Origin of the sequence: Wolbachia endosymbiont (group A) of Volucella bombylans (assembly GCF_964026965.1) — a bacterium.
Taxonomy (GTDB): Bacteria; Pseudomonadota; Alphaproteobacteria; order Rickettsiales; family Anaplasmataceae; genus Wolbachia; species Wolbachia pipientis.
In genome coordinates this window covers 1,306,370-1,320,903 of sequence record NZ_OZ034717.1, presented here as the reverse complement: position 1 = coordinate 1,320,903, position 14,534 = coordinate 1,306,370, and the positions used below count along the sequence as shown (strand labels likewise).

The following is a 14,534-nucleotide window of genomic DNA, read 5'->3' as shown; positions in this document are numbered from 1 at the left end:
GCTATAATATCTGAAATTTTAGTACGGGGTAAAGATGAGAAAAAAGTATCCAACAGATCTAAGCGAAAGGGAATGGGCAAGAATAGAAAAACACTTCAGAGTATCATACAAGAAAGGAGGAAGGCCGCCAAAGTATAGCAAAAGAGAAATATTAGAAGCAATTTTCTATGTATTGCGTACAGGGTGTCAATGGCGGTATTTACCAAATGATTTTCCGCTATGGAAGACTGTGTATGAGCAGTTCAGGCAATGGAAGAAGCAGGGAATTTTTGAGAAAATGAATTATGAAATTACAAAATATAGTAGAAGAAAAATAGGAAGGAATGAGCAGCCGAGTGCCTGTATAGTAGATAGTCAATCTGTAAAGACTACAGAAAAGGGGGGATCAAAGGCTATGATGGAAGTAAAAAAGTAAAGGGTAGAAAAAGGCATATAATTACAGACACTCAGGGTTTTATACTAGGTTGTTACGTAGGCGCTGCTAACGAAAATGATAGAGATGGTATTAAAATAGCATTAAACAATATGAGAACAAAATATACTAAAGTTAAAAAAATGTGGGCTGACATGGGATACCAAGGAAGAAATTTAAAGAATCACATAAAGGAAGAATATGACATAGATATTGAAATTGTTACAAGGCCTCCATGTAGATTTTGGGTGCACAAAGATACGCCACCTGAGCTACTACCAACAAGAGAACAAGGGTTTAAAGTACAGCCAAGAAGATGGGTTGTAGAAAGGACTTTTGCTTGGGTTAATAGGAATAGAAGGCTATCGAAGGAGTATGATTTACTCACAACATCCACTGAGAATTTCATATACCTAGCTATGAGTAGGGTTATGTTAAAGAGGGAATATGCTTGAATTTACTAGTTTCCGGACAACCTCTAAGCAACTTATTGAAAATCTTGTTTTTTTTGCAATCAATCTGATCAAATTTAAGAATAGTAATTTGTTATTTATATTAATAAATTTAATTCTATTGAAAATAGCTAAAGCATTGAAATTCTTGAATTTTAGCCGGATTAGTGAGTGGTAGTGAAATTTCTTTTACTCAAATTTAGGTATTCACTGACCGTTCTTGTTATAAATACCAGAATAATAAGCTACTGATATTCTCCACCTTTTTTATCTTTAATCCATCATAGCTAGCGATGCAACAAAGCCCACTGGGATGGCTTTGTTGCATCGCTCTTCGGATAGTAGGTAACGTACAATAAATTCATGAAGCTATCTCAAACTTAGCCATGCCTATTTCAGTAAATTTGTTAAGCAAATAACACTTGAGTAGCAGTTCCTTCTCACGATTAATTTCAGATTTGCTCCTAAAACTAAACCCAAATATTCGCTTCAACCTTGAGAAAAATCCTTCAATATACGATCTTTTTCCGTAATTTACTTCTTCTTTCCATCTTTTTATACCATTCTCACCATGTAATTTCATTAACTGAATAGCGGCATTTCTATCAAGCATATAATCCAATTTTGGATGCTCTGCTGCGTTGTTTTTCGGAGGAATTTTCGTTTTTATACCATATTGATTACACAGCTTATAGAGCTTTTCTCTGTCATATGCCCTATCTGCATATAGTACTTTTATGACATACTGAAAATCGACTTCTTTTAGCAAATCACAAGCTCCATAGTGATCAGACCGTTACTGTATTTTACAGCTATGGCTTTTTTGCTGTTTGTATTCAACATTACATGCAATTTTCTTGTCTGTTCATAGCTGCGATACTTTCTATCTTCGCTATTTTCTTTGCTATGACCAGGAGTGTTGTTGTATATACTAATTCCTGTACTGTCTATAGCAATTTCGATATCTTCCATATTATTTTTATCAATTCTGCAATCATTGATCTTAATATTGAGTTTCTTAAACCTTCTTGATGATTGTGAATAGCTGATAACTTGCAAATTTTTCCCAATTTGCTCAAGGTATCCTGCTATAAACCCAACTGTTTGCCTCAGGCCTATTCTAAATAAACAAGTTATTATGTGCACCAAAATTACAACTTTATCGCTATAAATATTGTTGCCACCTGGTATTTTTGGACCATTCTCGTACCACTTTTCTATGGCTTCGTTGATATAATGAAAAATATTTCCTCTTTTTTCTAGAAATTTGTTATATTCGCTATGGTTACTGACCCTCATTTTTTGTGGCATATTTTTTCTTTCAAGGTTAAATGGCTATTTTATAATGAATTTTGTCAGTAGCCACCAGATTTTTCAGTTGCTATGCAACAAAGCCATCCCAGTGTCAAGCACTGGGATGACAAGAGGGGAGCTACTTGAATGACAAGAAAATGGTACTGGCATAATAAGAAAGAAACACTGAGATGGTGAAAGAAAGAATATACGCGAGCAGCACCCATAGGGTAGCGCGTGACGCTGGAATCCAGTTTTTTCCTATTACCACAAACCGTAGCTTCATTAGTTAGAATAGCATAACTAGCGAGTACGAAACGGAGAAGTTTTAATTTGAACTACAGTTTCAGTGCTATTTAACATATATGCCTTCATACGCAAAAATGCCAGTATATGATATTATGCCAATCAATATATAATTGAATTATGGTAGAAAAGCTCTCTAATATTAAAGGCTCAAATACTCCTTTGCTTGGTCAGTTAAAACGCGTCCTCTTGGTGTGCGCTTTACAAAACTAATTTTGATTAAATAAGGTTCTACTGTTTCTTCAATATTGCCAACATCCTCAGATAGTGCAATAGATATAGTGTCAATTCCAACAGGTCCTGAGGTGTTGAATAAAAATCTTAGATAATTCATATCAAGTTTATTGAGTCCCATTTTATCTACACCCAATTTTAGTAATACAGAATCAGCGACTTCATAAGTGATTTTTTTATCATCTTTCACTTCAACAAAATCCCTTATTCTTCTGAGTAACCTCAAAGCAATTCTTGGAGTGCCGCGCGCACGGCAGGCAATTTCCCGTGCTGCATCCTCTTCAATTTCAGCAGAAAGAACTCTTGCGCCTCTTTTTATAATATTAACCAGCTCCTCAAAGGAATAAAACTCAAGATGCAAAGGAATGCCAAAACGATCTCTGAGTGGCGCAGAAAGTAATCCAAGCCGTGTTGTTGCTCCAATTAGCGTAAATGGTGGTAGATCTATCCTTAAAGTGCGAGTAGATGGGCCTTCACCTACTAATATGTCCAGGCAGAAATCTTCCATAGCAGTATATAAAACTTCTTCAATGCTGCGATTTAATCTATGGATTTCGTCGATAAATAGGACATCTTTTGCATTTAAAGTGGTAAGCACTGCGGCCAAGTCTCCAGCTTTACTAAGTAAAGGACCAGAAGTTGCGCGAAAGCTAACTCTTAATTCTTTAGAAACAATTTGTGCTAAAGTTGTTTTGCCAAGCCCTGGAGGACCGTACAATAAGACGTGATCTAAAGCTTCAGTTCTCGTCTGTGCAGCGTTTATAAACACTTTTAAATTTTGTATTAAGTCTTTTTGTCCGACAAAATCATCAAGTTGTTCAGGTCTGATGTTGATATTGCGCGCATCTTCAGTATATTCTTTACCGCACGATATTGATTTCATAATGTTGAGAGCTCCTTAAGCGCCATGCGAATAATATCCTTAGTGTCCAGATTTGGCCTGTATTTTTTTATCGTATCATAAGCTTTCATTTTTTCATACCCAAGATTGATCAATGCTGAAAGGGCATCTTCATTGATTGGATGAAAATTATTGTTATTTATTTCTAGTTTACTCACTTTGCCACTCAATTCAGTGATGATTCGATTTATGAGTTTCAGGCCAAGTCCACTCATCTTGAGTGTTACTTTATCCTCATTCATAATTGCCAAAAATAGCTGTTCTGGAGTTAATTTGCCCAAAATTGACATTGCAGTTTTATAGCTAACGCCGCTTACTTTGACAAGCAACCTCAAGCACTGCTGTTCTTCTTCGCTTATAAAACCATATAGCTGAGCGACATTTTCTCTGTTATTTGCATAGGTTTCGATAAGTAATTTAACTCTACTTCCGATGGAACATGCATTTAAAGTTTTGGCAGAAAGGTGCACTATATAGCCAACATCATTCACGTTCAGGATTATGTGATCACTGCGCACTTCATCAACTATTCCGCTTAGATTTCCTATCATTTTTAGCACTGTATAGGGTTCAGTTTAAATACTCCTGGATCTTAGGTCAAGCAAACGAACATTATAACAGGGAAACGTGGCTAAAAAACCACTTGACAAACTCCGCCAGCCCCCTTATCATAAACACTGAAGCTATTTATTTATCTTCTCTGTACAGATTAAATGACAAAAAAACTCACGTATCTGGCGTATCATGTTTAATTTTTTGCACTATGTGCACCTTATGTCTTATAAAATTTCTACCTACATAAGCTGAAACGCGCTTATAAAGCGTTTAAAACATAAAAAAACGCCAACTTAAAAAATGGATAGTGAATAACTAGCTACCCTAGGGTTTCTTTTGCCTTTTTTTCTGTTTAGTAAATTTCTTAACGTTTATAATTTAGATTAGTTGCGGTTTAAAAGTAGCTGAATCGCGGTTATTAAGTGTTTAGAATAAAAAAACGCCATACTTGAAAGTATAATGTAAGTAATTAGCCAATCATGGGGCTTTTTTTGCCTTTTTTTTCGTTTGGTAAATTTCTTAATGTTTATAGCTAAACGACAACCGTCATCCCGCTGCTTGTTAGCGGGATCTATGCTAAGAGATACCGCGGATGAATCGCGCGGTATGACGGTTCGTGGTGGCATCTCGTCATCCCGCTACGTGTTAGCGGCTAATACCAATTCCCATTACAGGGCAAACAGATGGACAATGATGGAAGAAAAGCCATACTGAAGTAAGTAAAATAGCGAGGTTTAAATGGCATTAAGATCAAAATTATTGGATGAAAAAGTAGTAGAATCAGCAAAAGAAATGCTGAAGAAAGTAAGGAATAATGCATATGTTTCAAAAAAACTAAATGCTGTAATTGCAGCAAAAAAGTACAGTATAACGGCTGTAGCAAAAATATATTGCATTTCAAGAAGCGCACTAACTTCGTGGGTAAAACTCTTGAAAATTGGCAGAGAAGAAAAACTGTTTGCTCCTTCACAACGTCGTAGAAAAACTAAATTAAATCAGGCTCAACTACAGCAAATTGAAGAGTGGATAGAAGAAAATCCTAATATCACCATTAAAGAAATGAGAATAAGAATCCAGGAAAAGTTCGGATTAAATATCAGCAAATCTACAGTACACCGCCATATGCAAAAGATGAAATTCTCATATATTACACCAAGACCAGTTCATAATGGACAAGATAAAAGCAAACAAGAGGAATTCAAAAAAAAATCTCAATGGAGCTATTAGCAAGTATCCAGAAAAAGAGCTATTTTTCTTTGATGAATCATGGTTTGGCACACATTCAAAAGTTGGACATGGGTGGTTTAAAAAGGGGATTAGAACACAGGTTAAAACAAAATTAGGTAGGCAAAATTTCTATCTCTATAGTGCAGTTAATCCTAGAAATCGAGAGAGTTCTAGCTTATTTGCACCAAATGTCAACACTGATTGCATGAACATATTTCTTGAGCAAATTTCGCAATATCTAGAAACACGAGAGGCTTTTCTCGTTATGGACTGTGCTAGTTGGCATAGGTCAAAAAATTTAAAGGTACCTAAAAATATCGACATTATATACCTACCTCCATACTCACCTGAGCTAAATCCTGTTGAGAGGCTTTGGTTATATATAAAACAGAACATTTTGCGCAATAAAATATACGATACAATTGCTCTACTTGAGGGTGCTTTGTGCAAATTTATTACTTCTCTTGCCAGCTCCACAATTAAACAACTCTGCAATGTTTCCTATTTGACTGGACAACAATGAGAATTGGTATTATAATCCTAATTATAGTTAGCCTTTCATAAGTAGCGATGCAACAAAGCCCACTGGGATCCAGAAATTCTTAAACTGAATTCTATATAGAACCTCAGAACAAAAATAAAAAATGGGTAGCACAATACTGCCAAGAAATTTCTACGAACGCCCAACTTTGGTTGTAGCCGGGGAGTTACTAGGAAAGATGCTGAAATTTTCTAACTTTAGTGGAATAATAACCGAAGTTGAAGCCTATATAGGAATGAATGACCCAGCTTGTCATGCGGCAAGAGGCTATACTAATCGAACCTCAGTAATGTTTGGTGTGCCGGGGTTTTCGTACGTATATTTTATATATGGAATGTACTACTGTTTAAACATTGTAACAGAAGCAGAAGGGTTCCCAGCAGCAGTGTTAATACGGGGATTAAAGCTTATTGAACCACTTGAAGCAAATTTAGGTGGACCAGGAATATTGTGCAAAAGATTAAATATTACAAAAGAACATAACAAACAGGACCTTACTATAAGCCACGAATTTTGTGTTTATGAATCCCACCTCAAACCAGGTTATATTTGCACTCCGAGAATCGGAATTAGTAAAGGCCAAGAGAAATTTTGGCGGTTTAAGATTTTCTAAACTTAAGACCTTGCGTAGACTATTTGCCAATCGGATAATCACCAGTGAAACAAGCATCACAATATTGTGGTGTAGCATTGTTACGCACCTCTCCTTTAACAGCCTGATATAGTCCATCAATACTCAAGAAGGCTAGGCTATCTACTCCTATAATTTCCTTAATTTCCTCTACAGATTTATTTGCAGCAATTAAATCTTTGCACTCTGGCGTATCTATTCCATAAAAACAAGAATGCTTAATTGGTGGGCTTGAAATTTTGAGGTGAATCTCTTTTACTCCTGCATCCTTTAGCATAACTATTATATTTGTTAACGTACTACCACGCACTATACTATCATCTATTAAAATTATGTTTTTACCTTTCAAAGTGTGCTTATTAGCATTGAATTTTAATTTTATTCTAACTTTACGTACTTCAGCGGTTGGTTGTATAAAAGTTCTTCCTATGTAATGATTACGAATTATTCCCAGTTCCATAGGTAACCCTGAATGCTTTGCATATCCAATAGCTGCAGGTATTCCAGAATCAGGTATTGGTACAATCATATCCACATTGTTTTTTGGTGGACTTTCCTTCGCAAGTATTCTTCCTATTTCTTTTCTTGTATCGTATATAGACCTATTCTCCATTATGCTGTCTGGTCTCGAAAAGTAAACGTATTCAAAAATACAAAAACTTGATTTTTGCTGTGGGAAAGGAAACATTGAGGCTAGCTTACTATCCAAACTGATGGTAACTAATTCGCCTGGTTCTATTTCTCTAACAAACTCTGCATTTACTATATCAAGAGCACAAGTTTCAGATGCAAGAACGTAAGAACCGTTTAACTTTCCTAAAACAAGAGGCCTGATTCCAGATGGATCACGTACTCCAATAACTACTTCTTGATTGATTGCCACAAAAGAATAAGCACCTTGTATTTGCTTTAATGCATATATAAAACTCTCTAAGAAGCTATCTTTTTCACCGCTTGCTGTCAGATGTACTACTACTTCTGTGTCAATATCTGACTGAAAAACACACTCTTGTTTAATTAATTGTTCGCGTATCGGAGAAATATTAATTAAATTACCATTATGTGCTATGGCAAAATCCCCAAATTTGCCACTTTTGCCAAACATGGGCTGCACTCCAAATTTACTACCACTTGTTGAGTATCGAACATGACCTATTGCACAATCTCCAGGTAAGGATTTCTTTATTTCATCTATATCATCAAATACGCTGCTCACTTGACCTTGAAAGTGATAAGAGTGCAGCTTATCGTTGTTACTGGTTGCTACGCCAAAAGACTCTTGACCTCTATGCTGCAAAGCGTGGAGAGCAAGTATAGAGTTAAAAGCAGCACTTTGGTTGCAACTTATACCAAATACCCCACACTCCTCACGCATTTCATCTAGCATAAAAACTATTAAGTAAAATTTAATTTTACTTTAGCATAGGTAAAATACAAGCATTTTGTTGTTCATCTGCTTTTATTGCCAGCAATAATCCTATGCATATTAAGCTTGCGGCAGTTGTACTTCCTCCATAGGACAGAAATGGCAATGGGTCGCCTATCACAGGTAAGAGGCCCATTGTCATTCCGATGTTTATAAAGAAATGAGCACTAAAAAAGGAGAAAATGCCGATAGATACCGACTTAGAAAAATAATTTTTCGACCTATAAGCGATAGAGAAAATTATTCCAAGTAATGAGGTATAAAGCAAAATTAAAGCCATGCTACCTAAAAAGCCCCACTCCTCACTCAGCACTGCAAAAGCAAAATCCGTACGTTTCTCCGGCAAAAATCCAAGTTGAGTTTGACTTCCGTTAACAAAGCCCTTACCAAGTAAACCTCCTGAACCAATAGCTATCTGAGATTGCTGCGCATTATAACCTATTCCAAGTGGATCCACTGATGAATCCAAAAATGACAATATCCTTTGCTTGTGATAAGGACGTAAAAAAGGCCAAATAGCTGGTACTGCAAAAATGCCAAGCGTTCCACATATTATCGAATGAGATCTTTTTATTATTGCTGTGAATATAATTGACATCCCTATAAATAACATTATCATAGCTGTGCCTAAATTAGGTTGCTTTAACACCAAGAACACGGGTAAGAAAATAATTATAAGTGCCTTAAGCAATCTTTTAAATTCCATCATTTTATATACACTCTGCTTATCAAAATAGCGAGCAAGCGCAAGTATTAAGCCTACTTTTGCAAATTCTGATGGTTGCAAACTAATTGATCCAATTCTTATCCACCTTGTTGCACCCATTATGTGTGAGCCAAAAAAATTTACTGCTAATAGTGAAATCGCTGCTGCTATATAAAAAAAGTAGGCGTACTTCAAATAAAAATCTAGCTCTATGAATGACATAGCTATAGCGAGTAGGAAAAAGAAGGAAAATATGACCAGTTGGTGAATCGCAAATGGCACCCACTTTCCTCCAGCAGAAGAGTATTGAACAACAATGCCAACGCAAAACAGCGCTATCACGTTAATGACTAATAACCAATGAATCTTCTTCAGCCTACCCACAATAAAGACCTTATAACCTTAAAGTATAGTAAAATATGAAACAAAGATAAAAATCAAAAAACCAACTTCTCAACTACTAACCGAATTGGAGTGCTATATATTCCAGTTACTACTGTTAAAGCTGCCATAAACAATAGACAGAAAAGCATAGGAAATGGCACATCATTAATTTTGCCTAGTGTCATTCTAGTGCGTGACGTTGCATCATTTTCAAAATACATTTTCTCTACCATCTTCCACATGTATATTAGTGCAAGAAAAGAACCGGCAGCAAAAGCTATCAGGGAAATCCACGCGCGAGATTCGATAATTGCTTTCATTATATACCACTTGCTTACAAAGCCATTTGTTAAAGGCACACCGATTAATGCTAAACTGAGTAGAGTGAACGCAAGTGCTGTATAAGGCATTGATTTCTTGAGTCCCGATAAATTCTCTATTTTTGTTGTATCAAATTTGTAAGAAATACATCCTGCAGCCATAAATAAAGATGTTTTTATTATGCTGTGGTTTACTATGTGAAGAATTGCTGCAAATACACCTGTTTTTGAGTTAAAACTCAGTGCTAAAATTATATAACCAATTTGGCTAATACTAGAGTGAGCAAGCAGTCTTTTTATGTCTTTTGCGGTTATTGCAAATATCGACCCAAATACAATAGCGCAAAGTGCGAGGATAATTATCACATTGTCCAGTAGCGGCTTAAACAAGAAAAAATTTTGATGAAAAACAGTATAAAAGATTCTGATGAAAACATATATCATCACTTTTGTCACTGTGCCTGAAAAGAATATGCTAATGAAACTTGGCGCCTCACTATATGCATTAACCAGCCACCTGCTTAATGGAAACAGTGCCATTTTGATTGAGAGACCAACAAAAATGAACAACGTGCCAAGTTTTATGATGTTGTTATCGTATAATGGAACTATTCTTTCAGCCATGTCAGACATATTGAGCGTTCCAGTCATTGAATACAAGAGCCCGATGCCAAATAAATAAAATGTTGCACCTATTGTTCCACTAATTAGATATTCAAATGCTGCAACCAAGGCTTTTTTATCCCTTCCCATTGAAACTAATACATAAGAAGAAAGAGATGAAATTTCCAAGAAAACGTAAAGGTTAAATATGTCGTTTGTTACTAGAATCCCGAGCAGTCCGCTTAAGCACAGTAGAAATAGAGAGTAAAAACCAGTGATTTTGTTTTTGCTAATCTCTTTTTCGTTAATATAAAAGCTATAAAGCACACTAATCAGCGCTATAAAATTCACTAGGGTTAGAATTAAGGAATTTAACACGTCGATTCTTAACTCTATTCCATACGGAGGAGCCCAATTTCCAAGGTGATAAGTTATAATTTCACCTTTATATGTTTTAATGAGTAGTATTGATGAAATGATAAGAGTGATTGTTGTTGCAATAAAAGAAATAAACCAAGATACCTTGTGTTTCTTGGCAAGAAAGCAAAACATTGATGCAATTATTGGGATAATAACTTGTAAGATTGGTAATTGCATTAAATTGTTGTTAATATATCGTTAAAGTATTAGTATATATAATACTTTTTGTTTTAATACCCTTATGTTGTCTAAAATTTGTAATGCAATAAAACGCCTATTACGAAGAGAAGATAAATTTGTAGGAAGAGATGAAAATGGAAATTCTTACTATGAATCAAGTAAAGGAAAAAGGTGGGTTATGTATAGCAGTGTTTCTGAGCCTACAACAGTGCCTCCGGAATGGCATATATGGCTTCACTATACTGATAATGTAGTACCAGTTAATAATAAAAAAAGAAAAGTAAAACATACTCCTAATTTAACGGGTACAAAAAATGCATACTATCCAAACCAAAAAGTGAAAAATTACTATAAAAGCTGGAGTCCTGATAACTAAAGATGCGAAGGTCAAATATACTTGAAATAACCGCTGGATTATTTGTATTAATTTTTACTATTTTTCTGATTTTCTTTGCTATTGATAAGCTATCTTACATAAAGAAAAACTATAAGGATTGCTATAAAATATATGGTCTTTTTGCTAACGCTAACGGTATAGGAGTTGGTGATAGTGTCAAGATCTCTGGTGTAGATGTTGGAAGCATAACTGGTGTATCACTTGACAAAGCTACCTACGTAGCACGAATCGATATGTGTATAAGCAAAGACATAAAATTGCCAATTGATAGTTCAGCTCTGATCACTAGCAGTGGAGTTGTTGGCAGTAAATTTGTTAATATATCACCTGGATCAGATATTAAACTAATCTTGCATGGTGGTAAAATAGAGTATACTCAAGCTGAAGCAAATATGGGTGGAATAATGGACAGAATTCTTGGTATGTTTATAAAGTGAAAATGGCAGGATTCCAAGTATATCCGTTCAGGTAAAGCCTCCTGTAGTTCTAAAGTATTTAAGGAGTTTGCCTTATTTCTTGCCTTTTCTACCGCTTGCTTTGGGGTTTATAGTATAGAAAGTGCCTTAACAGTTGCAGTGCATGTCTATTAATGATAAAATGAAGATTAATTCATTTTGATATTATGATTGGTTTACTGTTTGCCGTACTATTGTTCCTCTGTGGTAGTGATGCACTTGCAAAACAGGAGCCACGTTCAATAGCTGGAGATAATCACATAAAGGTAATAAATTATAACCCACAGGCTATACATAAGTATACGGGTTTTTATGGTTATCAGTCCAGTATATTGTTTGAACCAGGGGAGGTAATACAAAACCTTTCAATGGGTGATTCAACTGGTTGGCAACTCCTTCCTCAAGGTAACAGATTGTTTATTAAGCCTATAGATGATATTGCCGATACCAACGCAACTATAATTACCAATAAAAGAGTTTATTACTTTGAACTTCATGCTGAAGAAGCAACTGGACTAGATGATCCAAGATTAGCATATGAAGTAAGGTTTCTTTATCCACTATTTAGCAGTGATGAGATTTACACAACAAATAACGGTGATATCCTCGAACAAGCTAGTCATACCATTATTCCTGATATAAACGATATTGAAGTTGTAAAGAAGGGTTTAAATTTTAATTATTCCATCTCGCACGTTAAAGGCAGTCAGTCAATAATACCAATCAAGGTTTTTGATGATGGAAAATTTACATATCTACAATTCAATAAAATAAACTCTGATTTCCCGGCAGTTTTTATGGTTGATTCTGCAGGATATGAGTCTTTAGTAAATTTCCGTACAGTTGACACCTATCTGATAATCGAAAGGGTAAGTTCAGTATTTACCTTAAGGAATGGATCGAGTACAGTTTGCCTATTTAATGAAAACATGCCTTTCAAAAAAGGTAAGTGATTACTATCTAAAGGCTATAATGCCCGAGATATGGGTGCAAAGTTTTTTCTATGATGTTCTGTAATTCCATAAAGGCCAATAGCGTTAAGGTGCTCTTTTGTCCCATATCCTTTATTTTTATACCAATTATATTCAGGATGCTTATTGTGCAATTCTTGCATAAGCCGATCTCTCATAACTTTTGCAACGATTGAAGCTGCTGCAATTGATGTACTCAAATTATCACCATTTACTATGGATTTCACTTGCCATTTCACTTCAGGTGGTTGATTACCATCAACTAGCACATAATCTAACTCTAGGTCCAAGTCTATCAACGCACGTTTCATTGAAAGTTTTGTTGCTTGCAAGATATTGTATGAATTTATTTCTTCTACGCTTGCCATTCCTATACCAAATTTTGCAACGGATATTATTTTTTCATATAGGACTTGCCTACATTGAGGAGTCAACTTTTTCGAGTCGTTGATTCCATCAATAATTGTATTTCTATCAATAAACACTACGGCTGCGGATATTACTGGACCAGCTAGCGGACCTCTTCCAACTTCATCCACTCCTGCTATCACTCCTGATAATTTATTTTCTAATGTAAAGTCTGGGTATTTCATAGGTTTTTATAATAAGAAAGTTATAGTAAAAACTGAACAGATAATAGAAATTATCCAAAATTTCATAACGATTGCATTTTCTGACCATCCCTTCTTCTCAAAGTGATGATGTATTGGTGCCATAAGAAAAACTCTTTTTCCTTCTCCATATTTAAACTTTGTATATTTAAAATATGATATCTGAATAATAACAGATAGAGTCTCTATTACAAAGATTATTCCAATAATGGCAAAAAGCATTTCTCTTTTAATTAGGACACTAGTTAACCCTAAAGCCGCACCTACCGACAAGCTACCAACATCACCCATAAATATTTTTGCTGGATGTGTGTTAAACCACAAGAAACTTAGAATAGCTCCTATAAATGCAATGCAGAATAAAGTAATATTCATATCTGCCTGAGTTATATATGCAATTAGCCCCAAAAAAGCAAAGGAAGTGATAACTTGAGTTGCAGCAAGGCCATCCAAACCATCTGTGAGATTCACAGCATTAGAAGAGCCGACAATTACAAACGCAGCAAACGGAACATATAGATAGCCAAAATCTATTATTACTCCTTTAAATAGGGACGTTTTTGTAAAACCTTCAGCAGAGTATAGCTTAAGTATAAACACACCAACCAGAGCAACAATAAACTGAATAAGTATTTTGGTTTTTGCACTTAAACCTCGATAGTGATTTGTCTTCAATTTTAAATAATCATCAATAAATCCAAGTAGAGCAAAAAATAGAGTTATCAATATCAGCAGCAAAATTTCTGGTGTTAACTGAGCCCAGAGTAAAATTGGTAATAAAGAAGAAATCAGTATTATTATTCCGCCCATAGGTGGTACATTCTTTTTTGTTATTAAATGACTTTCTGGTCCACATGATCTAATTGGTTGCCCATCTTTGCTTATTTTTTTTAGAAGCTTTATAAAATAGGGAAAAAGAATAAACCCAAAAACAAATGAGGTAAAAAATACTTTTGTAGCTAAGATCATCTGCTTACTTAAATTGACTAAGTGTCATACCACCTATAGCTAATAAAGTCAACTTCTGTCATCCTATAGCCTGACCCACAACTGTACGAACATTGTGATTTGGGCCCATCAGTAGGGTGTCATCCCAGTCTGGAATCCACAACTGTACGAACGTTGTAGTTTGGACCACCAGTGGGGTGTCATCCCAGTGCCCAGACACTGTTTCTATGCAACTTAATTAAAAACGTTTGTTTTAGTGTAAGACAATTACCTTTAGCTTATCAGCTCAGTTATAAGCAAAATTTCTGGATTACAGACTGGAATGACACCATTTGCTGTGCAATTTACCTTCAAAAATGAATGTTCGTACAGTTGTGAACCTGTGGCAGGTATTACATAAGAGCATTTCCCTCTTCTAAATTAAAACGCACTTTTGCCTCCTTTGCAGTCTATACTTTAGATGTATTTAATTTACAAATACTAATTATTTATTAATAATGGTGATATGTAAATATAGTTATAAAATAATTGTTACACTTGAATTCCTTCCTGGTTTCTGTT

15 protein-coding genes are annotated in these 14,534 nt (G+C 35.1%); 6 read left to right on the top strand and 9 right to left on the bottom strand.

What is annotated here, in order from left to right; all coding sequences use genetic code 11:
- The first annotated feature begins 34 nt into the window (after positions 1-34).
- Positions 35-867 (top strand): IS5-like element ISWpi1 family transposase gene (locus AAGD51_RS06675; RefSeq protein WP_236514306.1). Its coding sequence is split into 2 segments (ribosomal slippage): positions 35-404 and positions 404-867, totalling 834 coding nucleotides; the frame shifts between segments, so codons are not numbered across the junction.
- Between the two features lie 358 nt (positions 868-1,225).
- Here the strand turns inward: AAGD51_RS06675 and AAGD51_RS06670 are convergent.
- From AAGD51_RS06670 to ruvA, 4 genes are all read right to left on the bottom strand, one after another.
- Positions 1,226-1,633, bottom strand: a complete 408-nt coding sequence (locus AAGD51_RS06670; protein ID WP_049973602.1) for a transposase — start codon at positions 1,631-1,633, stop codon at positions 1,226-1,228.
- Positions 1,627-2,175 carry a transposase gene (locus AAGD51_RS06665; RefSeq protein WP_236514710.1) on the bottom strand — a complete coding sequence of 183 codons (549 nt, stop codon included), beginning with the start codon at positions 2,173-2,175 and terminating at the stop codon, positions 1,627-1,629. The genes AAGD51_RS06670 and AAGD51_RS06665 overlap by 7 nt, the downstream gene beginning before the upstream one ends.
- A 430-nt stretch (positions 2,176-2,605) precedes the next feature.
- Positions 2,606-3,580: a Holliday junction branch migration DNA helicase RuvB gene (gene ruvB / locus AAGD51_RS06660; RefSeq protein WP_077188597.1), complete on the bottom strand. Its 975-nt coding sequence runs from the start codon at positions 3,578-3,580 to the stop codon at positions 2,606-2,608.
- Positions 3,577-4,149 carry a Holliday junction branch migration protein RuvA gene (ruvA, locus tag AAGD51_RS06655; protein WP_077188598.1) on the bottom strand — a complete coding sequence of 191 codons (573 nt, stop codon included), beginning with the start codon at positions 4,147-4,149 and terminating at the stop codon, positions 3,577-3,579. The genes ruvB and ruvA overlap by 4 nt, the downstream gene beginning before the upstream one ends.
- Before the next feature lie 742 nt (positions 4,150-4,891).
- On the opposite strand from ruvA, the gene AAGD51_RS06650 reads away from it, so the two are divergent.
- Together AAGD51_RS06650 and AAGD51_RS06645 are read left to right on the top strand one after the other, a co-directional pair.
- Positions 4,892-5,903, top strand: a protein-coding gene (locus AAGD51_RS06650) for an IS630 family transposase (RefSeq protein ID WP_236514338.1) whose coding sequence is annotated in 2 segments (ribosomal slippage) — positions 4,892-5,353 and positions 5,355-5,903 — 1,011 coding nt in all. Because the reading frame shifts where the segments join, the coding sequence is not laid out codon by codon here.
- A gap of 121 nt (positions 5,904-6,024) precedes the next feature.
- On the top strand, positions 6,025-6,534 hold the full coding sequence (locus tag AAGD51_RS06645; RefSeq protein WP_236515117.1) for a DNA-3-methyladenine glycosylase: 510 nt from the start codon (positions 6,025-6,027) through the stop codon (positions 6,532-6,534).
- 19 nt (positions 6,535-6,553) lie between these two features.
- On the opposite strand, the gene purF is transcribed toward AAGD51_RS06645, so the two are convergent.
- From purF to AAGD51_RS06630, 3 genes are read right to left on the bottom strand one after another with little or no spacing between them, the layout of a single operon-like run.
- Positions 6,554-7,939, bottom strand: coding sequence for an amidophosphoribosyltransferase (purF, locus tag AAGD51_RS06640; RefSeq protein WP_077188367.1), 1,386 nt, complete (start codon positions 7,937-7,939; stop codon positions 6,554-6,556).
- A gap of 25 nt (positions 7,940-7,964) precedes the next feature.
- The gene (rodA, locus tag AAGD51_RS06635; RefSeq protein ID WP_236515121.1) at positions 7,965-9,068 is read right to left on the bottom strand and encodes a rod shape-determining protein RodA; all 1,104 of its coding nucleotides are present in this window, start codon (positions 9,066-9,068) and stop codon (positions 7,965-7,967) included.
- Positions 9,069-9,121: 53 nt separating this feature from the next.
- Entirely contained in the window at positions 9,122-10,588 is a 1,467-nt protein-coding gene (locus tag AAGD51_RS06630) for a proton-conducting transporter membrane subunit (protein WP_065094850.1), read from the bottom strand.
- A gap of 64 nt (positions 10,589-10,652) precedes the next feature.
- Here AAGD51_RS06630 and AAGD51_RS06625 point away from each other — a divergent pair, with 64 nt between their 5' ends.
- The 3 genes from AAGD51_RS06625 to virB9 all read left to right on the top strand — a co-directional run bounded on the left by AAGD51_RS06625 (position 10,653) and on the right by virB9 (position 12,396).
- Positions 10,653-10,967 carry an NADH-ubiquinone oxidoreductase subunit NDUFA12 family protein gene (locus AAGD51_RS06625; protein WP_006280055.1) on the top strand — a complete coding sequence of 105 codons (315 nt, stop codon included), beginning with the start codon at positions 10,653-10,655 and terminating at the stop codon, positions 10,965-10,967.
- A gap of 2 nt (positions 10,968-10,969) precedes the next feature.
- Positions 10,970-11,425, top strand: coding sequence for an outer membrane lipid asymmetry maintenance protein MlaD (gene mlaD / locus AAGD51_RS06620; RefSeq protein ID WP_006280054.1), 456 nt, complete (start codon positions 10,970-10,972; stop codon positions 11,423-11,425).
- A 185-nt stretch (positions 11,426-11,610) separates the two neighbouring features.
- Positions 11,611-12,396, top strand: a complete 786-nt coding sequence (gene virB9 / locus AAGD51_RS06615; protein ID WP_006280053.1) for a P-type conjugative transfer protein VirB9 — start codon at positions 11,611-11,613, stop codon at positions 12,394-12,396.
- A 14-nt stretch (positions 12,397-12,410) separates the two neighbouring features.
- On the opposite strand, the gene AAGD51_RS06610 is transcribed toward virB9, so the two are convergent.
- The gene (locus AAGD51_RS06610; protein WP_341810449.1) at positions 12,411-13,007 is read right to left on the bottom strand and encodes a ribonuclease HII; all 597 of its coding nucleotides are present in this window, start codon (positions 13,005-13,007) and stop codon (positions 12,411-12,413) included.
- Between the two features lie 6 nt (positions 13,008-13,013).
- Positions 13,014-13,994: a phospho-N-acetylmuramoyl-pentapeptide-transferase gene (mraY, locus tag AAGD51_RS06605; protein WP_065094848.1), complete on the bottom strand. Its 981-nt coding sequence runs from the start codon at positions 13,992-13,994 to the stop codon at positions 13,014-13,016.
- Between the last annotated feature and the right edge of the window lie 540 nt (positions 13,995-14,534).